The sequence below is a fragment of the Hyphococcus aureus genome (assembly GCF_042643165.1).
Classification (GTDB): Bacteria; Pseudomonadota; Alphaproteobacteria; order Caulobacterales; family Parvularculaceae; genus Hyphococcus; species Hyphococcus aureus.
The window spans coordinates 499,775-526,365 of the sequence record NZ_JBHRSH010000001.1 but is presented as its reverse complement, the minus strand read 5'-3'; the positions used below and the strand labels follow the sequence as shown (position 1 = coordinate 526,365).

General features: G+C 54.1%; 23 protein-coding genes. 16 read left to right on the top strand and 7 right to left on the bottom strand.

Features of this window, described 5'->3' with window-relative positions:
• Positions 1-44 precede the first annotated feature (44 nt).
• The 3 genes from ACFOOP_RS02375 (at position 45) to ACFOOP_RS02365 (ending at position 3,752) form a co-directional block, all read left to right on the top strand.
• On the top strand, positions 45-1,166 hold the full coding sequence (locus ACFOOP_RS02375) for a bifunctional 2-methylcitrate synthase/citrate synthase (protein ID WP_379879262.1): 1,122 nt from the start codon (positions 45-47) through the stop codon (positions 1,164-1,166).
• 84 nt (positions 1,167-1,250) lie between these two features.
• Positions 1,251-2,495, top strand: coding sequence for an NAD(P)/FAD-dependent oxidoreductase (locus tag ACFOOP_RS02370; protein WP_379879261.1), 1,245 nt, complete (start codon positions 1,251-1,253; stop codon positions 2,493-2,495).
• An 87-nt stretch (positions 2,496-2,582) separates the two neighbouring features.
• Positions 2,583-3,752 carry a CaiB/BaiF CoA transferase family protein gene (locus tag ACFOOP_RS02365; RefSeq protein ID WP_379879260.1) on the top strand — a complete coding sequence of 390 codons (1,170 nt, stop codon included), beginning with the start codon at positions 2,583-2,585 and terminating at the stop codon, positions 3,750-3,752.
• Between the two features lie 38 nt (positions 3,753-3,790).
• Here the strand turns inward: ACFOOP_RS02365 and ACFOOP_RS02360 are convergent, their stop codons facing one another.
• Both ACFOOP_RS02360 and ACFOOP_RS02355 read right to left on the bottom strand, forming a co-directional pair.
• Positions 3,791-4,951: an acyl-CoA dehydrogenase family protein gene (locus tag ACFOOP_RS02360; protein ID WP_379879259.1), complete on the bottom strand. Its 1,161-nt coding sequence runs from the start codon at positions 4,949-4,951 to the stop codon at positions 3,791-3,793.
• Positions 4,952-5,009: 58 nt separating this feature from the next.
• Entirely contained in the window at positions 5,010-6,644 is a 1,635-nt protein-coding gene (locus tag ACFOOP_RS02355) for a class I adenylate-forming enzyme family protein (protein ID WP_379879258.1), read from the bottom strand.
• Between the two features lie 273 nt (positions 6,645-6,917).
• Between ACFOOP_RS02355 and ACFOOP_RS02350 the strand changes: the two genes are divergently transcribed.
• The 6 genes from ACFOOP_RS02350 to ACFOOP_RS02325 all read left to right on the top strand — a co-directional run bounded on the left by ACFOOP_RS02350 (position 6,918) and on the right by ACFOOP_RS02325 (position 13,830).
• Positions 6,918-9,176 carry a TonB-dependent receptor gene (locus ACFOOP_RS02350; protein ID WP_379879257.1) on the top strand — a complete coding sequence of 753 codons (2,259 nt, stop codon included), beginning with the start codon at positions 6,918-6,920 and terminating at the stop codon, positions 9,174-9,176.
• Between the two features lie 81 nt (positions 9,177-9,257).
• Positions 9,258-10,175: an SDR family oxidoreductase gene (locus ACFOOP_RS02345; RefSeq protein WP_379879256.1), complete on the top strand. Its 918-nt coding sequence runs from the start codon at positions 9,258-9,260 to the stop codon at positions 10,173-10,175.
• 15 nt (positions 10,176-10,190) lie between these two features.
• Positions 10,191-10,637 (top strand): MaoC family dehydratase N-terminal domain-containing protein, encoded by a 447-nt coding sequence (locus ACFOOP_RS02340; RefSeq protein WP_379879255.1) that lies wholly within the window; start codon positions 10,191-10,193, stop codon positions 10,635-10,637.
• 17 nt (positions 10,638-10,654) lie between these two features.
• On the top strand, positions 10,655-11,092 hold the full coding sequence (locus ACFOOP_RS02335; RefSeq protein ID WP_379879254.1) for a MaoC/PaaZ C-terminal domain-containing protein: 438 nt from the start codon (positions 10,655-10,657) through the stop codon (positions 11,090-11,092).
• A gap of 42 nt (positions 11,093-11,134) precedes the next feature.
• Positions 11,135-12,628: a 3-oxoacyl-[acyl-carrier-protein] synthase III C-terminal domain-containing protein gene (locus ACFOOP_RS02330; RefSeq protein ID WP_379879253.1), complete on the top strand. Its 1,494-nt coding sequence runs from the start codon at positions 11,135-11,137 to the stop codon at positions 12,626-12,628.
• Positions 12,625-13,830, top strand: coding sequence for an acetyl-CoA acetyltransferase (locus ACFOOP_RS02325; RefSeq protein WP_379879252.1), 1,206 nt, complete (start codon positions 12,625-12,627; stop codon positions 13,828-13,830). The genes ACFOOP_RS02330 and ACFOOP_RS02325 overlap by 4 nt, the downstream gene beginning before the upstream one ends.
• A gap of 114 nt (positions 13,831-13,944) precedes the next feature.
• On the opposite strand, the gene ACFOOP_RS02320 is transcribed toward ACFOOP_RS02325, so the two are convergent.
• The 5 genes from ACFOOP_RS02320 to ACFOOP_RS02300 all read right to left on the bottom strand — a co-directional run bounded on the left by ACFOOP_RS02320 (position 13,945) and on the right by ACFOOP_RS02300 (position 21,017).
• Complete coding sequence (locus tag ACFOOP_RS02320; protein WP_379879251.1) at positions 13,945-14,859, bottom strand: alpha/beta fold hydrolase; 915 nt, start codon at positions 14,857-14,859, stop codon at positions 13,945-13,947.
• Between the two features lie 132 nt (positions 14,860-14,991).
• The gene (locus ACFOOP_RS02315) at positions 14,992-16,560 is read right to left on the bottom strand and encodes a class I adenylate-forming enzyme family protein (protein ID WP_379879250.1); all 1,569 of its coding nucleotides are present in this window, start codon (positions 16,558-16,560) and stop codon (positions 14,992-14,994) included.
• Positions 16,561-16,651: 91 nt separating this feature from the next.
• Positions 16,652-18,943: a TonB-dependent receptor gene (locus tag ACFOOP_RS02310; protein ID WP_379879249.1), complete on the bottom strand. Its 2,292-nt coding sequence runs from the start codon at positions 18,941-18,943 to the stop codon at positions 16,652-16,654.
• Positions 18,944-19,211: 268 nt separating this feature from the next.
• Positions 19,212-19,979 (bottom strand): SDR family NAD(P)-dependent oxidoreductase, encoded by a 768-nt coding sequence (locus ACFOOP_RS02305; protein ID WP_379879248.1) that lies wholly within the window; start codon positions 19,977-19,979, stop codon positions 19,212-19,214.
• Entirely contained in the window at positions 19,980-21,017 is a 1,038-nt protein-coding gene (locus tag ACFOOP_RS02300; protein WP_379879247.1) for a LysR family transcriptional regulator, read from the bottom strand. It abuts the gene before it with no gap.
• Between the two features lie 216 nt (positions 21,018-21,233).
• Here ACFOOP_RS02300 and ACFOOP_RS02295 point away from each other — a divergent pair, with 216 nt between their 5' ends.
• The 7 genes from ACFOOP_RS02295 (at position 21,234) to ACFOOP_RS02265 (ending at position 26,445) form a co-directional block, all read left to right on the top strand.
• Complete coding sequence (locus ACFOOP_RS02295; protein ID WP_379879246.1) at positions 21,234-22,496, top strand: aromatic ring-hydroxylating oxygenase subunit alpha; 1,263 nt, start codon at positions 21,234-21,236, stop codon at positions 22,494-22,496.
• A gap of 58 nt (positions 22,497-22,554) precedes the next feature.
• Positions 22,555-23,043 (top strand): aromatic-ring-hydroxylating dioxygenase subunit beta, encoded by a 489-nt coding sequence (locus ACFOOP_RS02290; protein WP_379879245.1) that lies wholly within the window; start codon positions 22,555-22,557, stop codon positions 23,041-23,043.
• Positions 23,044-23,099: 56 nt separating this feature from the next.
• A complete protein-coding gene (locus ACFOOP_RS02285) occupies positions 23,100-24,287 on the top strand; it encodes a thiolase family protein (protein ID WP_379879244.1) in 1,188 nt (395 codons plus the stop codon).
• Entirely contained in the window at positions 24,284-24,697 is a 414-nt protein-coding gene (locus tag ACFOOP_RS02280) for a Zn-ribbon domain-containing OB-fold protein (protein WP_379879243.1), read from the top strand. The genes ACFOOP_RS02285 and ACFOOP_RS02280 overlap by 4 nt, the downstream gene beginning before the upstream one ends.
• Position 24,698: 1 nt before the next feature.
• A complete protein-coding gene (locus ACFOOP_RS02275; RefSeq protein ID WP_379879242.1) occupies positions 24,699-25,619 on the top strand; it encodes a catechol 2,3-dioxygenase in 921 nt (306 codons plus the stop codon).
• 15 nt (positions 25,620-25,634) lie between these two features.
• Positions 25,635-26,012 (top strand): 2Fe-2S iron-sulfur cluster-binding protein, encoded by a 378-nt coding sequence (locus ACFOOP_RS02270; RefSeq protein ID WP_379879241.1) that lies wholly within the window; start codon positions 25,635-25,637, stop codon positions 26,010-26,012.
• 106 nt (positions 26,013-26,118) lie between these two features.
• Positions 26,119-26,445 (top strand): non-heme iron oxygenase ferredoxin subunit, encoded by a 327-nt coding sequence (locus ACFOOP_RS02265; protein ID WP_379879240.1) that lies wholly within the window; start codon positions 26,119-26,121, stop codon positions 26,443-26,445.
• Positions 26,446-26,591: the final 146 nt, after the last annotated feature.

Below are 26,591 nucleotides of genomic sequence, written 5' to 3'. Positions count from 1 at the left end.
AATGGCAAACAGGCACTCCAAATATCCCGGCGGAAATGAATAACATGGGTAATGTCAAATACGGTCTTGCGGGCGTTCTGGCGGACGACACGGCAATCTCGAAAGTGATGCCGGAGATCAACTCGCTCACCTATCGCGGCTACATGGTGCAGGATCTTGCGGCGCAATGCCGGTTCGAGGAAGTCGCCTATCTCATCTGGAACGCCGAACTGCCGACGCAGGCCCAGCTTGATGAATTCAATGCGGCCGAGAAAAAAGAACGCGGTCTCTCCGCTGACCTCTACAAGGTCATGGCGCTGTTCAACCCGAGCGCGCATCCGATGGATACGCTCCGCACCGCGATTTCGTTTCTCGGACAGGAGGACGAGACTACGGATGATTCCTCGCCCGAGGGGCTGATGCGGAAGTCGATCCGCATGTATGCGACGATTCCGGAAATCGTCGCGGCGACGTTCCGGTTGCGCAACGGCAAGGGGCCTATCCCGGCGACGAAGGACCTCGCCTTCTCGGAAAATTTCTTTCACATGTGTTTCGGCAAAGTTCCGGCGCCCGAGGTCGTCAAATGTTTCGACATTTCGATGACGCTTTATGCCGAACACTCCTTCAACGCTTCGACCTTCACAGCGCGGACGATCGCGTCCTCCATGTCGGACATCTATTCCTCCGTGACCGGCGCCGTCGGCTCGCTGAAGGGCCCGCTACATGGCGGCGCCAACGAGGCGGTGATGCACATGCTGAAAGAGATGGGCTCGCCCGAGGCGGCGAAGGAATGGATGCTCGACGCACTTGCAACCAAGAAGAAAATCATGGGCTTCGGCCACCGTGTTTACCGGTCCGGCGACAGCCGCGTGCCGGCCATGACCGGGGCCTACAAAAAGATGGTCGATGTGATCGGAACTGACGAAGCTAAAAAATACTGGGAGATGTGCCGCATTCTCGATGAGACCATGGTGGCCGAGAAAGGGATTTATCCGAATCTCGATTTCCCCGCCGGTCCGGCCTATTATCTGATGGGGTTTGAAATCCCGATGTTCACGCCGATCTTCGTGGTGAGCCGGATCACGGGCTGGACTGCGCATGTGATGGAGCAGCTCGCCGACAACAAACTCATTAGGCCCTTGTCAAATTACGTTGGCGTCGCGCCACGCCATATCAACAGGGTATGATGCACCATCGCTAGGTTGGTGCGTGGACTCGATGAGAAAGTGCGTTTCCGCTTATTAGATTATGTAAAGGACCGTGCGACTAGAATGGAAAAGACAACGACCAATGTGCTAATCGCCGGCGCCGGGCATGCCGGGGCGCAGGCGGCGTTGATGCTGCGCAAGCTTGGATTTGCCGGCGCGGTTGCGCTGGCGGGGGCGGAGGCTGATCCTCCCTATGAGCGTCCGCCCCTATCCAAGGCTTATCTCGCCGGCGAGGAGCCGTTCGAGCGCATGCTGATGCGCCCGAAAGAGGCCTGGGCCGAGCTGAATATCGATCTACTTCGGGGGCGAAGGATCGTCGCAGTCAATCCTGCGGCTCATGAAGCGCGCTGCGAGAATGGCGAAAGGATTACTTACGGCAAGATGATCTGGGCGGCGGGCGGAACGCCGCGGAGGCTGCCGGCGCCGGGCGGCGATCTTGCCGGCATACATGTCATCCGTATGCGTGCGGATGTGGATGCGATCCGCGCCGAGCTTGGCGGCGCAAACAACATCGTCATCATAGGCGGCGGGTATATCGGTCTCGAAGCGGCGTCGGTACTGGTTGGCATGGGCAAACGCGTCTGCGTGCTTGAAGCCCAGGACCGGCTGCTGGCGCGGGTGGCGGGGCCGGCGCTGTCGGACTTTTATGAGGGCGAGCATCGCAGCCGGGGCGTCGACATCCGGCTCGGCGCAAAGGTTGATGCGATCATCGAGCAGGGCGGCCGCCCTGCGGGGGTGCGTCTCGCCGGCGGCGCCGACCTGCCGGCGGACCTCGTGATCGTCGGGATTGGCATTGCGCCGGAGGTCGAACCGCTGATTGCGGCCGGCGCCGAGGGCGCGCTCGGCGGCGTGAAGGTCGATGAATTTTGCAGGACCAGCCTGCCGGACATCTATGCCGCCGGTGATTGCGCCGCTCATGCTAACCGACATGCCGGAGGCGCAGTCATCCGCCTTGAATCGGTGCAGAATGCTCATGATCAGGCGGCAGCCGCCGCCGCGGCGATTGCGGGGTCTCCTAAACCCTACGACGCGGTTCCCTGGTTCTGGTCCGATCAGTATGACCTCAAACTGCAGACCGCAGGTCTTTCAACCGGCCATGACCAAGCACTGGTTCGCGGCGATCCCGACAGCCGCTCCTTCTCCGTGGTCTATCTGAAGAACAGCCGCGTCATCGCTCTCGACTGCGTCAACGCCACTCGCGATTACGCGCAAGGCCGGCGTCTCGTCTCCACCGGCGGCGTGTGCGATCTAAATCTGCTCACAGACCCTGACGTCCCCCTCTACAAACCACCCGTCAGAAAGGGTTAGAAAATTGAGCGTCTTCAAACAGCGTGAATAAACTCTGGTGTCAGTATTCATTGCGAATTGCATAAAGTGCATAAATAGGAGCTGCAAGTGGCTGTAGAAGATGGCGTATCCGGGCCTTTGAAGGGCATCCGAATTATCGAGATTGCAAGTCTTGCTCCGGGGCCTTTCTGCGCCATGATGCTGGCTGATATGGGAGCCGAAGTGATCCGGATCGATCGCACACAGGCCAGTGATGAATCCCCTCCTCTTGATTATGACAAGAACATATTGAATCGCAATCGACGTTCCGTCGCACTTGATCTTAAAAATCCAGCTGCGGTCGATGTCATTCTCGATTTGTGCAAGGACGCGGACGGACTAATTGAAGGGTTCCGGCCTGGCGTTATGGAACGGCTCGGACTTGGACCGTCGCAATGTATGGCGGCGAATGAAGCGCTCGTCTATGGCCGGATTACGGGTTGGGGTCAGGACGGGCCGCTCGCTCAGACAGCTGGGCACGATATAAATTACATTGCGCTGACGGGCGCATTGCATGCTACGGGCACTGCGGAACGTCCGATTCCGCCGTTAAATCTGGTTGGTGATTTCGCTGGCGGAGGCATGTTGCTCGCCTTCGGCCTTGTCTGTGCACTGTTTGAAGCAAAACGGTCAGGCAAAGGGCAGATTGTCGATGCGGCCATGATCGACGGTGCAGCGATGACCATGGCGCTCACTTATTCAATGTTCAACGCCGGTCTATGGCGCGACCGGCGCGAGGCGAACCTCGTCGACGGAGGCGCGCCATTTTATCGCGTATACAAAACAAGCGACAACAAATTCGTGTGCGTCGGTGCAATTGAACCGAAATTTTATTTTAACTTTATCGACGTGCTAGGGCTGTCTGACGATGCGCTGTTCGCATCGCCTTATAATCCAGGCAAATGGCCGGAGATGATTGATCGTCTGGATGCGATATTCGCAACTCGAACGCGCACGCAATGGGAGCAAGCGTTCGCAGGCGCCGAGGCCTGTTTCACGCCTGTCCATACGCTCGCCGAAGCGCCCGGCGCGTTACACAATACACGCCGTGGGACATTCACGCACACGAATGATGTTGTTCAGCCGTCGCCGGCGCCGCGATTTTCGCGCACGCCGGGCGCTATCAATTTCGGGCCGCGCGTCCTCGGCGCAGACACTCGGGCCGTCCTTTCAGCGTGGGGCGTTTCTGACGAGCAAATCAATGGGCTGATAGAAAGCGGCGCGGCCGTCCAGTCGTAACGGGTCACGCCTTTATCGAGCATGCCGTCGCGGCGATTTCAGGAGAGAAACGGTTGATAGTTCTCCGAAAAAATATCGCGCCCAATAATCAGTTTCATGATTTCAGAACTGCCTGCAAGAATTCTGTTGATGCGGGCGTCTGTAAACCGCCGGCAAATTTCAAATTCTCGCATGTAGCCGGCGCCGCCGTGTAGCTGAACCCCATCGTCGACGACCCGCCACTCGAGTTCACTGGTCACCAGCTTTAGCGCTGCAGCTTCCGGCGGCGATAATTCGCCGGCATTGTGCTTCGCAACGCAATTGTCGAGATAGCATTGAACCGCCTGAAGCTGGGCATGCAATTCGGCGAGCTTGAATTGCGTATTTTGCATGTCAGCGATGCGTTTTCCGAACGCCTTTCGATCCATCACATAATTTCTTGTCAGATCGAAAGCCCGGTGCGCATTGCACATATAGCTGACGGATCCAATCAGGCGCTCCTCCACGAGGCCTTGCATCAGATAGTGAAACCCTTTTGTCGGATCGCCAAGTACGTTTTCTTTCGGCACCTTCACGTTGTCGAAAAACAGTTCGGCGGTGTCCTGCGCGACAAGGCCCATCTTGTCGAGGTTCCGACCGCGGCGAAATCCCTCCATGCCGCGCTCCACACAGAGCAGCGCCATGGAATGAGGATTTTCAGCGCCGCCTGATTTCGCCGCCACGATAACGAGATCGGCATTGATCCCGTTTGAAATATAAATTTTGGACCCATTAAGCACAAAATGGTCGCCTGCGTCCTCGACGATGCTTTTCATGCCTGACAAATCGCTTCCGGCGTCTGGTTCGGTCATGGCGACGGCCAAAATGGATTCGCCGGTCACGCATTTTGGCAGGAATCGCGCTTGCTGTTCCGGCGAACCGAACCGTTTCAGATAGGGCGCGACCATCCGGCTGTGCAGCGTCGGAAACCACTCCCCGCAGTCCGCACGCGCCATTTCCTCCATAATGATCTGCTCATAGCGAAAGTCGGAATCGCCGACGCCGCCTAAGTCTTCATCGGCCCAAATCAAAAGAAATCCGTTCTCGCCCGCCTTGCGGTAAATTTCGCGATCGACGATGCCCTCGTCTCGATAGGTTTTCATATTCGGCGCCACTTCGCGCTCGAGAAAGCGCCGAAACGAAGTGCGGAAAGAGGTTTGTTCGTCGGTGAAATTACGCATGTTTCAAGCCTTGAGTTTAAATTATTTGAAGGGATGGCACGCCTTTCGGCGTCTGATGCTATTTACCGTAATCGTTGTCCGGCCCGATGGGCTTCAACAGTTCGCGTAATTTCGGTTTAACGATCTTGTCGAGGGTCGCCCGCGGAAATTCTTCAACGAAAATGACTTCCTTAACGACTTTGAAGTCCGCGAGATCGCGTTTGCATGCGGCAATAATGCCATCGCGAATTTCATCCTTATCGCCGGGTTTTGGGATTACAAAAACAACCGGCACTTCATCGAGCATATAATGCTTGCGGCCGACAACCGCACATTCTTCAATGAGACCTGTTTTCATTATAACAGTTTCGATTTCCGACGATGCAACGTTCTCCGCGCCGACTTTCAGCATATCCTTGTCGCGCCCGAGGAAGTAGAGATATCCGTCCGGGTCGATGGAAATCGTGTCGCCGGTCTTCAGCCAGCCTTCATCATCAACAGCGTCGCGGGTTGCTTCGGGATCGTTAAAATATTCCTTGAACAAAGAAACCCCGGGCACGCCTCGCACAAAAAGCGTTCCCTGTTCGCCGGGTCCGACCGGTTTACCTTCTTTGTCGCGCACTTCGATATCGTAGCAGGGCGCCGACCTGCCGATGGATCCTTCGGGCGGGGGCTGATGAAAGTTTGAAATAATCCCCTGTGTGATTGTTTCCGTCATGCCCCATGCGCAAACCACGTCGACGCCAAATTTCTGGCAAAGCGGCGTTGAATAACCACCGATCATCCAGAAACGGTAGTCATGGTTTTCCGGCACATCGCGTTGCATCAGAGGATATACAAGGAATGGGATCACAAATGTCCAAGTGCATTTGTTCCGGATCGATACGTCCCAAAAACGCGAAACCGAAAGGCGCGGTTGCAAGACGATTGTGCCGCCTACCCACAAAGTTGTCATCGTGGAATAGGAAACGGCGTTGATGTGGAATAGGGGAGAGAAGACAAGGGCGATGTCGTCAGTTGAAACTAGAAAGTTCCGTGCATTCATTTGCGCGCCCCATATAAAATTACCGTGGGTGAGAAGCACTGGTTTCGGCCGAGAGGTTGTACCGGACGTGAATTGAATGAGAAAATCCGTGCTAGCGTCCGGCGCACGTTTTGGTGGCGCCGGACGCGGTGAAAGGCAGGTGTCGAACGAGATGTAATCAGACATATCAAATTCGGGCGCCGCGGCGCCGGAATCATCCTCGGTGACGATTATGAAATTCAGGCTGGGCGCTGCATCAGCGATCAGCGATGCAAATGCAGGTTGAGTGATCGCGGCTGTAATGCCGGCTTCGTCGACATAATATGCAATATCGCGCGCAACGGATCTGGTGTTTGTTGTAACCGCGATGGCGCCAATGCGGGCGCAGGCGAAAACTGCTATCAGAAATTCCGGACAGTTTTCCATATGCACCAGCAATCGGTCGCCGGCGGCAATGCCGCGCTCCAGTAGCGCCGCTGCGAAACGATCAGCACTCTCCTGCATTTCGGCATAGGTCCAGCGTTTCGGATCGCCTTCGAACGGCTCCCAAACCAGAAAAATCTTCTCCGGCGTTCGCTCCGCCCAACGGTCCAGCATCCAGGCGACATCCTGGCCGCGAACCATCAGCCGTTGTGATTCAGCAATTGTGTCGAGTGTTCTTTTTGGGCTGGTCGACGGGCGGTTTAGCATCTTATGGATTCTCCCAAGACAATTTATCGTTGTCTTTTTGTGCGCGGTTTCTTTGATCGAATTAGTAATTGCTCGCTGATAAATTGGATATACGAAAACCTGATATCATCTATTGATGTTGGCGTGTTGCCGCAGGCTGTAAATGCGCGTGATTATCAACTGAAGTCGCCTGAGAAGTGTCATTATTGTGCGACGCAGCAAGGCTCGATTTTGCACAATGAATTCTTGGCGCGGCGTTCAGAACTTTAAAAAAGACAATCGGGAGGGATAGTCATGCTTTGGCACAAAAGGGCAGCGCCGTTTCTGGCGTCGGTATCGATTTCGACAATCGCCTTTGTGGCGACTGCGCATGCGCAGCGCGCTTCAGATGCGTTGAAGGATCAAATTATCGTAACGGCCACCAAACAGGTCGGCGGCGTCGCCGCACAGGACGCGCCTATCGCTATCACTGCTTATGGCGCAGAACAGCTTGAAGCGCTGCGGGTGCGTGATCTGGAATCCCTGAGCTATAGTCAACCAAACGTGTCGCTCGAGGATGTCGGGTCAATTCAAGGAACTGCAAATTTTTCTATCCGCGGATTAGGCATAAACAGTTCAATTCCTTCCATTGACCCGACGGTCGGCGTGTTTGTCGATGGCGTGTATCTTGGCATGACGGCCGGACTGCTTTTCGATACGTTTGACCTCGAAGCCATTGAAATTCTGCGTGGCCCGCAAGGGGTTCTCTTTGGTCGAAATGTGACGGGCGGTGCGGTGTTGATCCGGACGAGACGCCCGACGGATGAGTTCGAGGCAAGCGCGCAGGGCGCGTGGGAAACTGGCTTGAATCAGGTGTACCAGGCATCTGTTTCGGGGCCGATCGTTCCTGGGGTTCTGAAAGCGAAAATTGCCGCCTATTACAATAATGATGAAGGCTTTTGGGCAAACGAGCTTGATGGATCCAAGCTGGGCGAAGTGGAAACAATTGTTGTACGTCCGGTTATCGAATTCACACCCAGCGAGAATGCTGAATTTATCGTGCGCTATGAACATGGAGAATCCGAAGGTCACGGAACAATTGCGCAAAACAGGGCCTTGTTCGAACGGGGCACCGACGACGTAACGACGGACGAGCCTGGGTTCATGGACCACGAATGGGACCAGGTGAGCGCGGAGGCCAATATTGATGTCCCGTTCGGGGACGGCGTCATCACCAATATCTTTGGCTGGCGTCAATATAGCTCAGCATCGCAAAGTGATTTTGACGCCACGACCTTGAACTTGTTGCTTTTCGGGGAAATCACCGAGCAGGAGCAGTTTAGCAACGAACTTCGATACTCAGGCCGGTTCTTCGATCGTGTCAATTTCACCCTTGGGGGGTTCTGGTTCGATCAGGAACTGAAGTATCAGGAAACGCGCTTTTTGTTCCAGGATCCCAGCCTCGCTCCAGCGCAGGCGGTAGGGGCCGTGCCCGGACCTTTTTCCTTCTACGGCGGCGGCATCCAGAACCATCAAGTCCTCGGCGTTTTTGGACAGGCGGCTATTGAACTTTCGTCCGCGCTCACGCTCGACCTTGGTTTGCGCTGGAGCCGCGAAGAAAAGGATGTACAATTGGCTACGATCGTGCCGGGGCCTGCTTCGCCGGATTTGCGGAGCATCCCAATGGGGGCCTGTAATATCCACGCGGACGATTGTTTCTTCAATTTAAACGCTGATCCCACATTCGACCCCGAGGAAGATTGGAGCAATTTATCTCCGAAGATCGGCTTGAGGTATTCGCTTGCAGATAATGCACGGCTTTATGGTCATTGGAGCCGCGGCTTCCGATCCGGTGGATATAATCTGCGAAACACTGTGCCGACGGCGTCGCCCGGTCCGTTCGATGAGGAGCAAGTCGACAGTTTCGAGGTCGGATTCAAATCGGAGCCCTTGCCCGGGGCGATATTCAATGCTGCGATATTTCACACTAGCATTTCGGATATGCAACGTGAGGTCCTGTTGTCAGACCCGATTCTGGGGACGATCCAGATCATCACCAATACTGCGGACGCGGAGATATTCGGATTCGAGTTTGAAACGCAGTATTCACCTGTGGAGGGGCTGGTTCTTAATGCTTCAGTCGGCCACCTTAACGCAGAGTATACCGACATTCTCTTTGATATCAGCGGCGACGGGGTGGTGAATGAGACGGACCTGGCGCTGGCGCTGCCGCGCGTTCCAAAGCTGACTTACAATATAGGATTCGTTTATGACCATGATATCGGCAATGCGGGATTTTTGACAGCGCGCGCTAATTTCAGTCATCGCGACAGCCAGGCGTTTACGGATAATAATCGCGGAATCCTGAGTGGCGGTGATATGTTGGATGCGTCCTTGTCTTTCACGACAAACGCTGGCGGGCTCCGTTTCTCCATATATGGCGACAATCTGCTCGACGAGATTACGGAGGGTTCGGATTCGCAAACACCATTCCCCCCCGGGTCCACAAATGGTAGCCATTCGCCTTTAAATAAGGGGCGCGTATTGGGAGCGTCCGTGAAGGTAGCACTATAAGCTTCGAAGCTGAGGCGGATATCCAAAAAGTTAGAATTGGCGTCGCGAGCCTGTTTCGCGACGCCAATCAAAAGCATGCACATGAGGAGATTCAGTTTGGTGTCGTTTGATGGAAAGGTTGCACTGATCACGGGTGCGGGTAATGGTCTTGGAAAGTCGCACGCGTTGATGTTCGCTAAGCTTGGGGCACGAGTCGTTGTCAATGACTACGGCACGACCGCCAAGGGCGAAGGCGCCGACAAGTCGCCCGCCGATGCAGTGGTTGATGAGATAAAGACTGCAGGCGGAGAGTCGGTTGCAAATGCCGATTCAGTTGAACATGGCGCCCGCCTCGTCGAGACGGCAATGGATGCGTTCGGGCGATTAGACATCGTGGTGAACAACGCCGGATTTCTGCGCGACACGTCATTTCACAAAATGAGCCAAGATGACTGGTTCGATATCGTTAACGTGCATTTGAACGGCGCCTTCAAAGTCAATCGGGCGGCATGGCCACATATGCGCGAACAAAACTTCGGGCGGATCGTTAATACTGCGTCAGCAGCCGGCATTTACGGGAATTTCGGGCAGGTCAATTACAGCTCGGCGAAGTTGGCGCTTCATGGCATGACGCAAGCCCTCGCGATCGAAGGGCAAAAACGCAATATTCTTGTAAACACGGTTGCGCCGGCCGCCGCCTCGCGGCTTACTGACACCGTCATCAGCCGAGAACAAACTGCTGCATTGCGCCCGGAATATGTCAGTCCGCTGGTAGGATATCTTTGCAGTGAAGTCAGCACACAGACCGGAGGTCTTTTCGAAGCCGGCGCCGGCTGGTTCGGCAAGCTGCGATGGGAGCGAAGCCGCGGCATCGCTCTCAAAGGAGTAATAGCGCCTGACGATATCGCCAAAAATATTGATGCGATTGCAGAGTTTTCCGATGCGACCCATCCACGGAACATCGCCGAGGCGTTCGCGCCATTCGGGGAAGCCATGGGCGCCGCCGTCGCTGCCCGATAACGATAGCGCAAGAGTATGATCGACCGTTCCTTTATCGGCTTCGAAATGGAGCCATTCGACACCACCCTAGAGAAAGGACAGATGGAGCTGTTCGCCAAGGCGCTGGGCGAGAAACATTCAATTTACAGCGACGAGGCCGTCGCGCGTGCTGAGGGATACCCGTCCATTGTCGCCTTGCCGACATATTTGATTCGTCTTGGGACGCGAGACGACCTGACATATGGCCTTTTCAATGAACTCAGTATTGATCTCGCCAAACTTCTGCATGGCGAGCAGGAGTTCATTCTGGAACGTCCCCTCTGCGCCGGTGAAACCTTGCGGGGTGTGAAGAAAATCGTCGACATTTTCGATAAGAAGGACGGCGCGCTTGAGTTTGTCGTTACCGAAATTCTGTATCATGATGAAAATGACCGGTTTGCGGGCAGCGACCGGTGCACTTTCGTCATCCGGAACCGCGGATAATAGGGGAGGCGCAAATAATGAGTGATCAGACGGAACATCTCGGATCGCTACAGGTTGGCGATGCGCTTCCGACCGTTCAAACGGGTCCGATTTCGCGTCACACTATCGCTCTTTATGCAGCAGGTTCGTCGGACCTCAATCCAATTCATACCGATATTGACTTCGCCCGAAACAAGGCGGGGTTGCCCGACGTTATCGTTCACGGCATGTTCGTCATGGGTTATCTTGCGAAAATCGGAACTGAGTATGCGCCGGCAGGCGCTATTCGCCGGATTAAAACCCAGTTCCGGGCCATGACCAATGTGGGTGACAATCTTGTTTGCACCGGCAAGGTTACGGATAGGCAAGCGTCGGATGGCGCAATGATCTTGACTTGTGCGCTTGCCGCGACGCGCCAGGATGATGACGTGGTGGTGGCGACTGGTGAAATTGATATTGCTTTTTGCGTCGCATAGCAGGCGTTGAGTGCAAGACGCATCGGAGTATGGACTACAATTATGGCTAAAGGTGACGAAATAACGGGAATCACCGCCTTTGGGATCTACATTCCGTCAATGCGCTTGCAGCGAAAAGCGATGGCGAATGAAGTCGGGTGGATTAATCCGGCCCTGAACGGATACCGGCGCGGCGTTCGCGCGATATGCGATTTTGATGAGGATGTGATTACGATTGGCGTTGAGGCCGTGCGTGATTGCGGCGCCATCGCCGGGCTTGAGAAAGTCGCTGCGATCGTTACCGCTTCGACAACGTTCCCGTTTGCGGACCGGTTAAATGCTTCAGTGATTGCTTCTGCGGCCGGTCTTTGCGATTCGATTCAGGCCGTGGATATCGCCAATACACAACGCGCCGGCGTATCTGCATTTCGTGTTGCGGAACGTATGTGCGTGGCTGACGGAGCATCGAATGATGTTTTATGCGTCGCCGCCGAGCGTCGGCGCGGACGGCCTGGCAGCGTTGTGGAAATGACGAGCGGAGACGCAGCAGCGGCTTTTGTATTGGGTAGTGAAAACGTCATCGCACGCGTGGTGGCGCACCGGGTTTCAACCATCGATTTTGTCGATCACTTTCGCCGCGCTGATGCGGCATATGAATACGGCTGGGAGGAGCGGTGGATTCGGGATGAGGGATACCGAAAAATTGCACTGCCGGTACTTATAGGCGCGTTGGAGGCCGCTGGTGTCGCTGCAGGTGACATAGACCATTTCATATTTCCCTCAGCAATCCGCGGAGCTGCCGCCGGTCTGGCGAAAGCGATAGATATTCGGGATGACGCGGTATGTGACGACTTACAGGACGTAATCGGCGAAGCGGGCGCAGCCCACCCTCTTCTTATGCTAGCCGATACGCTTTGCACGGCGCGGGCGGGCGAGAAAATTCTTTTGGCTGGTTTCGGTCAGGGCTGTGAGGTCATCGTATTGGAAACTATGCCGGCGATCGAGTCGATTGGCGATCGGCCAGGGGTTCGCGCCATCGCGGAGAACGGCCAGCAGGTAGATATGCCGTTCATACGGTATTTGACTTTTAACGGGCAATTGGAAGCGGATTTCGGACCACGCGCGGAAACCGACCGGAAAACAGCGCTTAGCGCCGCTTATCGTCATGCCAAGGAGGTTGCCCGGCTGATAGCCGGAAAGTGTGAAAAATGCGAAACGGTGCAATTTCCGAAAGCGAAGATCTGTGTCAATCCGAATTGCCGCCATGAGGGTGAGCAGGCGGACCATGCGCTGGCGAACGAGCCGGCGGTTGTAAAGACCGTGACGACAGACTGGCTAGGATTTTCGCGCAACCCGCCGAACCGATACGGCATGGTGGAATTCGCCAGCGGCGCGCGCATGATCATGAACTTTACGAGCGCGCCGGATGAACTGCCAGTAGGTAGTGAAGTAAGTATGGTCTACCGCATTCAGGATTTCGATCAATATCGGAAGTTTCATCGCTATAGCTGGAAAGCAAAGGCCGCCGATGCGCCGCGTAATGGAGATAAAAAGTGACAAGCGGAATTCGCGACAAGGTCGCCATCATCGGCATGGGTTGCAGCAAGTTTGGCGAGCGCTTTGATTGCGACGCGCAAGACCTCATGCTTGAAGCTTTCAACGAGGCCAGAGCGGACGCCGGCATTGAAACCAGCGAGATTGACGCGGCCTGGCTGGGCCATGCAATGCCTGATCTTGGCATGGGTCCGACGGCGACGCCGGCATCAGTCGCGTTGCGGTTGCAGAATATTCCGGTGACAAGGGTGGAGAATGCCTGCGCCACTGGAACGGAGGCGCTACGCGGCGCTGTTTATGCCGTAGCGTCGGGAGCCGCGCGCATTGCGCTCGCGATTGGCGTTGAAAAACTGAAGGATACCGGATTTGGCGGTTTGCCTGAATTCGATTTTGGACCGCGCGCGAGCCTGTTTGCGCCGTCCATGAGCGCGCCCGGCGGTTTTGCGCAGCTTGCCGCCGCCTATGGCGCCAAGCACGACGTCAACGCTTCTGACCTGAAACGCGCTATGGCTCATGTGTCATGGAAAAGCCACGAGAATGGGGCCGTCAATCCGAAAGCGCATCTGCGTCGGCGCGTGGATATGGATACGATTATGAAGGCGCCGATGATCGCAGCGCCGCTTGGGCTATTTGATTGCTGCGGCGTCAGCGATGGCGCGGCTTGTGCGATTGTCACCACGCCGGATGTGGCGGCTGGTCTTGGAAAAAAACAGGAATCCGTGATGGTCAAGGCGTTGCAGCTGGCCGTGTCGAATGGTCTTGAGGCCTCACATTCCTCCTGGGATGGGGCCAGCATAATTACAACGCGCATCGCCGCCAAACGCGCTTATGCCGAAGCGGGCGTTGAAAATCCGCGCGAAGCGCTCAGTCTCATCGAGGTGCACGATTGTTTTTCAATTACAGAGCTTGTGACCATGGAAGACCTGTTCCTTTCCGACGAGGCGGCGGCGGTCGCTGATGTGCTTGACGGCTTTTACGACCGTGAAGGAGGGGTTCCCTGTCAGGTTGACGGCGGACTTAAGTGTTTCGGTCATCCGATCGGCGCGTCGGGGCTGCGGATGGCGTATGAAGTTTATATGCAATTGCTCGGCAGGGCCGGCGAGAGGCAATTAAACAGTCCGACGCTCGGATTGACCCATAATCTCGGCGGCTTTCCGCATGAAAACGTAAGCGGTATTGGAATTTTCGGTCTGCCCGGCGCTTGAAGCGCGGGCCAGCTAGGGCAAAGTGCGAATAACCGGAATCGATTAATTGCTATGAATTATTAAATTGTCGCGTGACTTTGCAAATAACCGGCTCCTACTTTTTTGCATCACGCACTATTTTCCCGCGGGGGTGCGGCGTAGTTCGGGGCGTGCGAGATATTCAAGCGCCGCATTGACGAAAATGTCGTTCTGATCACCGGTAACCATGTGCTGAGCGCCCTTTATCTCCGTAAAATAGATATGGGGTGCAATATCGCGGAAATGCGCCGCAGCCTCTTGGGTGACAAGTTCACTGTTTCCGGCGCGCATGAAATGAACAGGAATAATCAGATTCTTTGCCGCTTCAGTCAGTTCGCGCTCAAATTCCTCGGGCTCCAGGTAAAGCGTTTCGACAAAAGCCGGATCCCAATGCCATCTCCACCTCCCGTCTTCGCCCTGACGCAAATTCTTCTGCAAACCGCTGGATCCGCCCGACGACCGATTTTCGGCGTTAGGTCGTGGAAAGTGTTTTGAAAGGAAAGCGGCTGCCTCGCTTACATTTTCAAATCCGTTTTTTGCGGTGTCGAGCATGAAATTTCGAATCAAGCCGAACCCGTGTTCGCTGATCTTTGGGGCGACATCAACAAGCGTGAGAGAGGCAAATCCGTCTTGACGGATTTTGCCCGCTGCCATGAGTGCGGCGACGCCGCCGAGCGACGCGCCGATGAAATGTGGCTTGACCCCGGTTTGGCTTTCCACCCAGTCGCTGAGAACGAGCGCATCCTGCGCGTAATCGTGATAAGAATAGGCCCCGTCCGGCGCGCGGTCGCTGTCTCCGTGTCCGCGCAAATCGGCGCAGAGAACAAAATGACCCTCTCGTGCGAAGGCGATTGCGGCGCCAGACCATGCGTGGCGTGTCTGGCCGCCGCCCGGCGAAAGAATGATCGCGCCTTTATCCATGCGGCCAAACAGATTGGCCACAAGCGTACACCCGTCAAATGAGGTCACGGCTATCGTTTTCGGTTCGCTGCCGTCCAGAGAAGGCGTCATCGGGGGCGGCCCCGCCAAGCCAGGGAGGCGAGCGCAAGGAGCAACCTATTCATCACACGACAGTGCGAATAGTGTTGAATGTCATTGCACTTAACATAAAGAAATAAAACCCTGCACAATTTAGAAACAGTATTATTGATCCCATGGAAGCGCGACATTGTCGGAAATATATGTTTTGAGATCGCGTTTTTGCAATTTTCCAGTGATGGTGCGCGGCAATTCATCCATGAAGATAAAATGCTTCGGGCATTCCTGCTTGCTAAGATTTTCGAAGCAATGAGCGTTTAGCGCAGTGATACAGTCCGTCTCGTTCAACTGAATCCCCTTTCGCAAAACAACAGCGGCGACAACGGCTTCGTCCCAGCGCGGATGGGGAACGCCAACGACGGACGATTCAGCAACAATTTCGATTTCGGCAAGCACCGCCTCAACCTGCGCGGGAAAGACATTTACGCCGCCGGTATTGATGAGAAAGTTACGGCGGTCAAGAAGATATACATACCCGTTCTCGTCAACGCGGCCGATGTCGTTTGTTTTCAACCAGCCATCGGCGCTCAACACGTCCGCCGTTTCTTCCGGCTGGTTGAGGTAGCCGCTCATAATCGTATCGCCTTTGAGGTAGATAACGCCCGCCTCGTCCATGGGAAGCGCCTCGCCATCGTCGTTGCAGATTTTGTAGTCGACGAACGCCGCAAACCGGCCAGACGAACGCAAAATGTGTTCCTCGCCGGCGAGGGCCCGTTTGTGGTCGTCCGGTTGGAGAAAGCAGGCCCAGGCAACGCACTCGGTCATCCCGTAAAGTTGAACGAGATTAACGCCCAGGGTATCGACAGTGCGCCGTATCAACGCCGGCGTCGCCGGGGCAGATCCATAAGCAATCGTTCGCAGAGAAGGGAGTGCGAGGTCGTTATCCTGAAGATAATCGAGTACCGTCGGTATCATTGCTGGAACGAACAGCGCGACCGTTGCTTTGTGCCTGTTGATGTCGTCAACACAACTCGCAACGTCGAATACGTCCGTCGGAATAATTGTTCCCGAACCGGCCGCAAGGCCAAATATGCCGCCGGCAACGGCGACCCACGCCGATTGCGCAGGCATATAGTACCGGTCGTTCGCGGATATGCCGTAATAGTGGGGCGCGTAGGTGATTTCAGTAAGGATCGCTTTGTGGGACAGGATAACGGCTTTGGGATGCGCCGTGGCGCCCGACGTATATGTGTGCAGAAGAGGCGCCTCTTCGGCGAATTCAGTCGTGATGAAATCCGGAGCATTCTTGATAAGGAACTCGTAATCCACGTCGTAGCCATGATCACCGCCGAGCCCGATGACATCGAGGGACAATGCTTTCAACTCGTCGCTGCGGGGCTCGATTAACGGTCGGCACGCGTCTTGAATAACGCAGACTGTGACGCTGCTGTTCTTCAGGACATGGAGCATTTCGCGCGCGCTGTACCGCCAGTTTACGCCTACGCGGACTGCGCCGACGATCATACAGGCGAAAAAGTGCTCATATATCTCTATGCATTCTTTGGACAGAATGGCAACGCGATCGCCTGGCTGGACACCGCGCGCCTGAAGGGCGCCGGCGAGGGCGAGGGACCGGCGATATATCTCCGACCACGTAATGGTGCGTTCGCCCTGATAAAAGGCAATCTTATCCGGGTAATGCGCTGCGCAGCGGCGTAAATTGTCTCGTAGCATTCACATTTCCGTTGTTTGGCGCTGTCGCCGTCCCATATCGCGTGCTGGGCGGCGGCATATAAATAAGCTAAGGAAGCAGCCGAAGCGCCCCCTAGAAAGTAACCATGAGCTCGCCGCCGATCACGCGACCCTTGTTTAAACCCGCATAGGTGCCTTGTTGACCCGGCGGAAACCCAAGCGGATTCTCAGAACCTTCCGTCACGTCATTAAGCAGGTTCTTCCCGTATACGGAGAAGCGGACATTTTCATTATTCGGAGAGAAGCTGATGGATGCGTTCAAAATATCTCCCGGGCTCAGCACGCCAATGTTGTTGTCGGAATAAAATGACGTATCGCGATGACTAAAGTTCACTCGCGCTGTCGCATTGCCAATGTCGCTTACCGGAAGGTCCAGGATAGCGCCTACACCGAACGTCCACTTCGGTGCGCGAGGCAGTTCCAGATTAAGATCAACGTCATCAACTGACCCGTCCTGGGTGATATCAAACAACACCTCGGTGTATTCGGCGTCTGTGTGACCGGCAAATCCGGTAAGGACGAAATTATCAGTAACGAAGAACTGCCCATCGACTTCGAATCCACGAACGCGAGCATCTGCGGTGTTTGCAATGATCTGGATCAGACCGCTGACAGGATCGGGAAAAATAACTTCCCGTTGCATATCCTTGATGGTGTTCCAATAGACGGCGGCATTCAAGGTGGCGCGGCCCGAGAGGGTTTGCGTTTTCATGCCCAGTTCGAATGCATCAATCGTTTCCTGATCGAACGGACCCGGCAGCGCCACGGGCGACGTATTTCGCAGGTTGTAACCGCCCGACCGGTTGCCGCGCGACCAGTGAAAATAGGTTTGCGCGTTTTCATGAAAGTTCCACTGGAAACCGATCTTCGGGCTCAGCGCCGAGAAATCCTCTTCGGGATCGAAGGCGGGGTCGGCATTGACGTTGAATACGCAATCGCCAGCTGGGAGGTTGCACGCGCCCGGTGGGATGTCGAAGTCATTCGGAGACGGTGGCCCCGGTAAGATTGTTGCGATGTTGACGCTCTTTTCTTCATAAGAATATCGCAGGCCCAAAAGAAGAGACAAGGTTGGGGTCAAAGCAACATCAACATGGCCGAATACGCCATAGGTCTTATGATCCTGAATGCCGCCGCCGTAAAACGAAAGCGGTCCCGGGATCGTTCCCATGGCTTGTCCTGGCGCAAGTATCGGGTCCTGAAAAAGAAATCGGACCTCCTCGTAAAGAACATCCTGACTGAAATAGTAAAGCCCAAGTGTCAGTTCCACGACGTCGCTAAACGTCCCAGCATATCGCAGTTCGTTACTGATCTGGTCTTGCTCAGTGTATTCGCCGAACTTAAAATAATCGACGGCGGTGCTGTCGGGGTCGAAAATCGAACGGGAGTTAAATCGGCGCCATCCGAATATATTGGTAATCGTGCCGTCGCCAAAGGCGACATCCAGATTTGCTTCCGCAGTCACCATGTCCCATTCTTGGCTTAAGAAGCCCGGGTTGCCGATTTCAAGATCGAATGTCTCGCGATCATAGAGCGCACGGTTTTGTCCAACGCCATGGCCGTCTTCCGTTTCGCCATGTTCATAGCGGACGTAAAGGTCAAAGGAATCGCCGAGCGTCAGCTCTACTGAAGGCCGGATTGAAAATGACTGGCCCGGGTTAAACTTTTCTCCAGTGGCGAGATTGGTGAACCAGCCCTGGTCGTCGTTGAACATGCCAGAAATTTTCGCATTCAGTACCCCTGGTATCACCGGACCGGAAACGGCTGCCTGGTAGACTTGATTCAAACCTGTTTCCCATTGACCTTTTGCTTTGAATTCAAATTCATCTGAGGGGCGCTTCGTATTGATCAGCACCGCACCGCCAGTCACGTTGCGGCCAAACAATACACCCTGAGGCCCGCGGAGGATTTCTATGCCCTCGAGGTCGAAAGTATCGAATGTGGCGCCTGTCGTGATACCGAGATAAACGCCATCGACAAATACGCCGACTGCAGGGTCGATTGAGGGAATCGAACTATTTACGCCCAGACCACGAATAGAAAAGTTTAAGGCGCCGCCGACAGAGTTAATGTTCTCAAGTGTTACATTCGGTTGGCTAAAGCTGATATCAGATATATCTTTGACGAAATAGGCGTCTAGCTGGGCTTCGCCATAAGCAGTCACCGCAAGCGGCACACTTTGCACATCTTCGGCCTCAGATTTCTTGGTTGCGGTAACAACAATAGAATCACGAAGCGCGTCCGTGGCTTGTGCTTGCGCTGGCGTGAGACCGGATCCCAAATTATAAACCAACACAGAGCCGGCAATATAAAGCCCCAAGCGCCGACGACGTAATTTAATAACAGACCCCATTTGCGGCTTTTCCACCTTTATCCTCCCAAAGCGTAGCTGACCAAAGCGTAGCTAAGGCGCGTTTTGTTTTGTTGTAATTGCGCCGTTAATAATATTGGTACGGATTAAAAATAAATCACAAGAGGTGAGTTCACATAACTGATATCTGGAAGGCGAATATCGATCTCGAGTATTCCGCTGGACTGAGTTTCGGCGCCTGCGCGCAAGGAATATATTCCCGTGGGTTGGAAATCTTTGCCGCAGTGCAGCAATGCATTAATGGCTAAGATCACAAACGGAGCTGCTAGACCGATGCTCCGCCGTCAATAATAATATTTTGGCCAGTTAAAAAAGAGGAGCCCGGGCCGGCCAGAAATACCGCCATCGGCGCTATGTCCTCGGGCAAACCAAGGCGTCCGATAAAGGTTTCACGTTCAAAAGCGGTCTTCAGTTTCGGGTTGGCGATCGTTGATTTTGAAAAATCGGTTTCGATCACGCCGGGCGAAATTGCATTGACTCTGATATTGCTCGGGCCCAGTTCACGAGCGTAATTGCGCGCCAGTTGGAGCATCGCCGCCTTCGAAGCGGAATAAGCGCCGATATGATCATAGGCGCGGAGTCCGCCAATTGAAGCGATATAGATGATCGAGCCGCCGCCGATACGCTCCATATGTGGGGCCGAAAAACGGGTAAGCCAGTGCGCAGAGAGAATGTTATTTTTTAGCAGCGCGTCGAAGTCCTTATCGGGAGCGTCGCGCAGCGGACCAAAATAGGGCGAGGAAGCGGCATTGCAGACGACACAGTCAAGTCGTCCGAAAGTAGCGGCGGCGGCCTCTACTAGATCTTGCAACGCCTGTTTATCAGCAATGTCGGCGTCGAATGGAATGGCGACAACGCGGCCTTGCTCCTTATTGATCTGATTAGCGGCGGCTTCGCAGGCGGCGGCGCGCCTAGAAGAAATCACGACATTATAGCCGGCGTTCGCCAATTCAGTCGCAATCGCATTGCCGATCCCGCGCGACGATCCCGTAACAATTGCCGCCCGACCTGTTTTTTCAATTAGAGCCGCCATTCAGGTTCTTTTCTCCTTCTCGCCACTAGCCTTTTTTACCACGGCGGGTCGTTTCTGGTTTTTCTTGGCGCCGCCCATAAATTTCTCGACGCTGTCGTCCCAGCGGATGTTCTGAACGACCGAAAAAATCTGTTCTCGCAGCCACCGATGAGCCGGGTCCTTGTGAAACCGTTCATGCCACAGCATTTTTACGTCGATCGAAGGCAATCTTATGGGATGTTCGTGACCGCGCAAATTTGGCGGCCCGTCTTTCAGGGCGAGGCCGAATGCTCGCGGCACGGTGGCTAACAACTCCGTGCCTGAAACGATATTAGGGATCGACATAAAATTCGGAACCCGCACCTTTATCCTGCGGTCGATGCCGAGCGCGTCGAAATTCTGTTCGAGCAGGTAAAAGTGCCCGGTGCCGCGCGCTTCCGCGACAACGTGACCTGCGGCCTTGAACGCCGCCATCGAAACGCCTTTCGCCACCTCTGGATGGCCGTTCCGCGCCAGACAGATGTAATCGGTCGAAAAAAGTTTGCGCTGAAAAAATCCGATATCGAGATAGGGCATGTATGCGATTGCGAGTTCGGCAAGTCCGCTCTTAAGGGCATCCGGCGTTTCATGAGTCGGGAGATTGATCGCCCGAAAAGATATCGACGGACTGAAGCGTGAAAAAGCGCGTATGATCGACGGAAGTATTGTCGTCTCCCCAATATCCGTCATGATAATTGTGAATGTGCGATTGTCGGCTTGAGGGTCAAACTGCCGGACGTCTTTGAGGCCTCGCCCGATCGTATCAAGCGCGTCGCGGACATAGGGATAAAGGTTTTCTGAAAACGGCGTTGGCGCCACGCCGTGACTTTCACGTACAAAGAGCGGGTCACTCAGGGCTTCGCGGAGCTTGGCGAGCTGCCCACTAGTTGACGGTTGCGTCATGCCGAGTTCTTCTGCGGCTCGCGAGACGCTACCCAAGCGTATCACAGCGTCGAATACTCGCAATAAATTCAGGTCCAAACCCCTGATATTTGTTTCGTCAATATCATTTATCCGCATCAGACTTGTTTACTTTCATCGGCTTGGGAATAGATTCTGTAAATGCCGCATGTAGTCGTTGGTTAGGTGATTGCAAATGGCTAAATTAAAAGGAACTCTCGGTGCTCAAATTAAAGACAGATAGGAAAACAAAGCAAGAATATTGTGTATGCATATTAAATTGAGAACTATGGCATTCCATCAAAATGACACCGTAAGGACAGAAGGGGCGTCGCAATGAGGATTCAGAACGCTATTGACTATTCGACAATTGTTAACAACGGAATCGTAAACAGCCGCGTTTACAAGGATGAAAGAATTTTCGAAGATGAGATCAAGAAAATTTTTCATGACGGTTGGAGTTTCGTTGCGCACGAATCGGAAGTGCCGCAGCCCGGAGATTATGTGCGCCGTAGTATCGGTAGAGAGCCATATCTCATAATCCGAAACCGCGATGGCGAAGTCAACGTCATTTCTAACAAGTGCACCCACCGCGGTACGCTTCTGTGCCAGGAAGAGAAAGGCAATGTGCGCGGCGCAATAACTTGCTGGTATCACGGTTGGGTGTTCGGGCTCGATGGCGATCTGAAGTCAGTTCCCTATGGCACCGGGTCGGCAAGCCTTGAACATAAATGCCTGCCGAAGGCGACAGTCGGTAACTACAAGGGTTTTATCTTCGCAACGCTCAATCCGAATCCAGTCGATTTTATGGATTATCTGGGTGAGGGCGCGAGTCTGATAGATCGCGCGGTAGAGTGTTCTCCAGTCGGCAGCATCCGATTAGATGCAGGCTGGGCGAAATTTTTATACAAGACCAACTGGAAACTTCAGTGTGAAAATAACATTGACGGTTATCATGTGAACTATGTTCACGCCTCGCTCGCGCGCTCTATCGAGTCCCGGTATAATGAGGCGGTTTTAGCCGGTGAGGATGAGTTAAAGACAACGGCGGTCGATTGGGGCAATGGACACTCGGAGCTGTTTCTCGCTGCAGGATTTTCGAGCGACCTTGAATGGATTGGATACAGCGATAAAAAGCCCATGAAGCCATTCGCGAAAGAGTATTGCGAACAGCTTCGTGAGGCCTATGGGGATAATCGAGCCTCGCGGATTATTCATGACGGTCCGCCGCATGCTTTAATTTTCCCCAACCTGTTTCTCGCAGAAACCAATGTCGTTTACTACGAAATCGATCAGGTTGGCGAAACAGTGCAGCGGCACACGCCGATGCTTCTTGATGGCGTTTCCGACGAAATGAACACGCGCATTATTCGGCTGTGCGAGGCGGCGCTTGGCCCGTCGTCTTTCTTCCTTCCGGATGACGGCGTAATTACCGAGCGTCAGGACGCGGCGTTCAGTGGACTGCCCATGGAAATTGACCTTCGACGGGGTATGGGTCGGGAAAATAAGAACGGCATGGGCGTAATGGAGTCACATGTGACTGACGAGGTGACCAATCGCGCATTCTGGAACCGCTACAAAGAGGTGATGACCGCTTAAGCCGTTGGCATGGCCAAAACACAATTTGAATACGACGATCTGAATACAGGGATGGATTATGGTTTCCGATGAGGAATATCGAAATGTTTGCGATCTGTTATACCGGGAGGCGCGATTCGCTGACAATGCTCAGTATGATGAATGGGAGAGCTTGCTGACGGATGATATGAAGTATTGGGTTCCGATTAATCGTAAGGATCCTGACCCGGAGACGCAGCTCTCGCTCCTTTATGACAACCGTTCGCGCGTTTCAACGCGAATTCGAATGTTAAAGACAGGCGTTCGGCATGCTCAGGTGCCGCCGTCGCCCATGACGCGGTTAATATCCAATATAGAAATAGAACCTTTGAAAGATAATGAGTTTAAAGTTTGTTCTGCGTTCATGCTCGGCGAATTGCAGATTCAATCGACGAAAGACTTGCATTGGTGGATAGGAAGGACCGAGCACATTTTGCGGCGCGTCGACGGAAATCTTAAAATCGCACGCAAGCGCGTTGATCTTATTAATTCTCAGGAAGCTGTGCCTTCTCTGGCTTTCCTGATCTGAACGGCAATGTTCGTGATCCCTACGCCCTGGCGCGGAGCTGAACAAACTGTAGCGATATGAAATTAAAGCGAGTCGGTAAGCCAATCGCAAAAATCCGCGGCCTAGGATTCGGCGAGCTTTCGCGTGAATATTTAAGATCGCAGAAGGAGCTGGCGTGCGAGGCGATCGTTGCGGCCGTTGCGGACGCGGGTCTGCAAAAAGGCGATATAGATGGCGTACTCGTCAACCGGAGTGATACGAACCCATCCGATGATTTGCCTCTGCGGCTTTTTGATGATCTTGGATTTCGAGGTCTGACGTTTGGCAATGTTCTCGCATCGCAAGCAGCGTGTGGTGTGCAGATCATTCAATACGCTGCGATGGCGGTTGCCCATGGTATGGCTGACAACATCGTATGTGTCTTTGCTGATACGCCTATCCTGCCGAAGCGGAGAGGCGGTGACGCTTACGCGATCGATCTAGCGCTGACGAATGTTTCTGGTTGGGAGCGCCAATATGGTCTTTACGGCGCTGTTGGCGCCTACGGCCTTGCGATGAGGCGATATATGGAACTCTTCAGCGCGGGGGCCGAAACATTCGGAGAAGTGGCGTTGGCGGCTCGTCAATGGGCGCAGCGCAGCCCGTTCGCCTTTTTGACCAAACCGATGTCGATGGACGATTACATAAATTCAAAGCTGATCGCTGATCCACTGCGCATGTTTGATTGTGCATTTCCGGTGAACGGAGCCGGCGCCGTCATTGTTTCCGCCCCGGATAGCGAAGGGGATGAGCAAAACGGCGCCGCTTATATCTGGGGTATGGGCCAGGGGCACCGCGGCTATCTCGCCTATTCTGATTACGAGAACGAGACCGAAACCCCAGCTTCGGTCGCTGGAAAAAAGGCCTATGAAATGGCTGGAATTTCCGCGCGTGATATTGATCATGCCCAAATCTATGATGCATTTACGGTAACCACGTTGCTTGGCCTTGAGAGCTATGGGTTCTGCGGGCGCGGGGAGGGCAAGGATTTTGTTGCGGATGGCGCCTTGGCGCCAGGTGGGCGTTTGCCGGTTAATACCGGCGGCGGTCAACTTTCCGGATATTATCTCCAGGGTATGACGCAGGTCTCAGAAGGTTATCTCCAGGCCGCCGGTCGCGCCGGTGATCGGCAAGTTGAAAACAATGGATGGTCGCTCGTCACGGCGCAGGGCGGGCGCATGGATTATCATGCATGCCTAATTCTTAGTCCGGAGAAGGTCCGTTGAACAAAGAAGATGGTTTTCGCGATGATAAGGATATTTCCTTCTGGGATGGAATCGCCCGGAGCGAGCTGTGGCTTAAGAAATGTAACGCATGCGACGTTGTTCTTTCCCCAGGCGCACTGTTCTGCTCGGAGTGCTGGTCCAACGCGTTAACGGTCATAAAAGCCTCGGGACGTGGTAGGGTTCACAGCTTTGTGGTGTACCACCGAGCGTTCAGCGAGAACGAAGCGCCGCCTTACAATGCTGCGATAATTGCACTTGAGGAAGGGCCTCGGATCGTTTCCGTGGTGGACGGTAGCGATAGACTGAAGGTCGGCAATACCGTTGAAGCCGTTTGGTCGAGCACGCCAGCGCAAGGGCCGGCGCTTAGGTTTGCCGTGGTCAATGATACAGGCCGGAAAAGGGAGGATTGAAATGGCCGTCACAGGAGTTTTAAGACCTGGTTTCGTCCAGATTCGAGTAATGGACTTAAAAGAAGCAATTGTTCACTACCGTGACAATCTGGGATTGGAAATGGTGAGCAAGGATGGCGAGTTTGCCTTTTTGCGCGCTTATGATGAATTCGACCGGCATTCTGTCGTGCTCAGACAAGCGGAAGAGCCAGGGCTTGATGTGCTTGGGTTCAAGGTCATTAGTGATGCCGCGCTGGCCGATTTCGTAAAACGCTTGAATGAAATGGGGGTCAAAACAGACGATATTGCCGCTGGCGATCATCCCGGCGCTGGGCGACGCGTTCGTTTTTCGGTCCCTACCGGTCAAGTGATTGATCTTTATACGGAGATGGAACTATCTGATAACGGACCAATGACGAAAAATCCGGACGTCTGGCGTGAGGAGCCGCGTGGAATGCGTATTACACGTTTTGACCATTGTGCAGTCCTTGGCGTCAATATCGCGGCTTCTGCAGAAATTTTCGAAAAAGCGCTAGATTTTGTCGTCACTGAGCGTGCAATTGATCCTGACGGAAACCCTGTCGCAATATTTCTGACCTGCTCAAACAAGGCGCATGATATCGCGTTTCTTGCAGGGCCTGCCGACGCGAAACTCCATCACGCATCGTTTCTGGTGGAATCATGGAATGATGTCGGGCATGCATGCGATTTGATCGCTCAGCGTAATATTTCACTTGATATTGGGCCGACCCGTCATGGAATTACACGTGGTCAAACGGTCTATTTTTTTGACCCGTCAGGGAACCGCAATGAATGTTTTGCTGGAGGCTATCAACACTATCCGGACAATCCGATTCGGGAATGGACGGTGGATCAGATGGGGAAAGCCATTTTCTATTACGAAAAAGAAGTTCATGATCGGTTCACGTCAGTGATGACGTGAATTCGGTGAAATTGCATGCCCGGCGTTCCGTGCGAAGAGTGCTGCAATCCGAATTCATTTTTCCAGATGACAGGTAATCATGTTGTGGAACCGAAGAGCAGCGCGACGTTTCAGATTCGAGTGGTGGGCGCAGAGCCTGTCGGCTGTTCGGTCGGCGCTGATGTGCTTTCGGCTCTGGAGTATGCCGGCGTAACGCACATTCCCGTCGGTTGCCGAAGGGGCGGGTGCGGTGTCTGTCGGATCAGAATTCTCAATGGTGAGGTCGTGCGAAAAAAGATGAGTCGGGCGAAAGTGTCCGTCGCCGACGAAGAGAAAAACTATGCGCTCGCCTGCTGCATATTCCCGCGCTCCGATCTGACAATCACTCCGGCGCCGATCGACAAGAAAGTCTGAAGAAATCAAAAGCCAAGAGCACGAGCGACAGAAGCGCCGAAACCGACTTCGACCGCGAAAAATATGAAAGGGTCTTCGGTAACGCGGCTTGAGTGAAAGGAAAAGGATGAAAAATGTGTTGCGTCTATGCGCGGAGTCGGAAGTCACCGAGGGGGCGCCTTTCTCCGTTGAGATCGAAGGCATTCCGCCTCTCGCGGTCTATCGCATTGATGACGAAATATATGTCACTAACCGCACTTGTACGCACGGGGATGCGGATCTCACTGAAGGGTTTCAGGAGGGCGGTGAAATAGAATGCCCTTTCCATGGCGGTTCATTTTCTATTAAAACTGGAGAGCCGGTAAATTTGCCCTGTTCCAAACCTTTGACAACGTATCCTGTCAAAGTTATCGATGGAATTGTGTACATTGAAAAGCCTACGCGACAGGGATAATGCGGGAGTGGTTTAGCTGCTTTTATGGAATTGTCTCTTCGCCAACGGCCTCGCAATCCTGCGCCAGCTCTTCGCTCGCAATATCGCCGAGCATGCAAAAAGCACTTCCTCGGTCAGCTCACCTCACCCAATATCGCCATCACGCC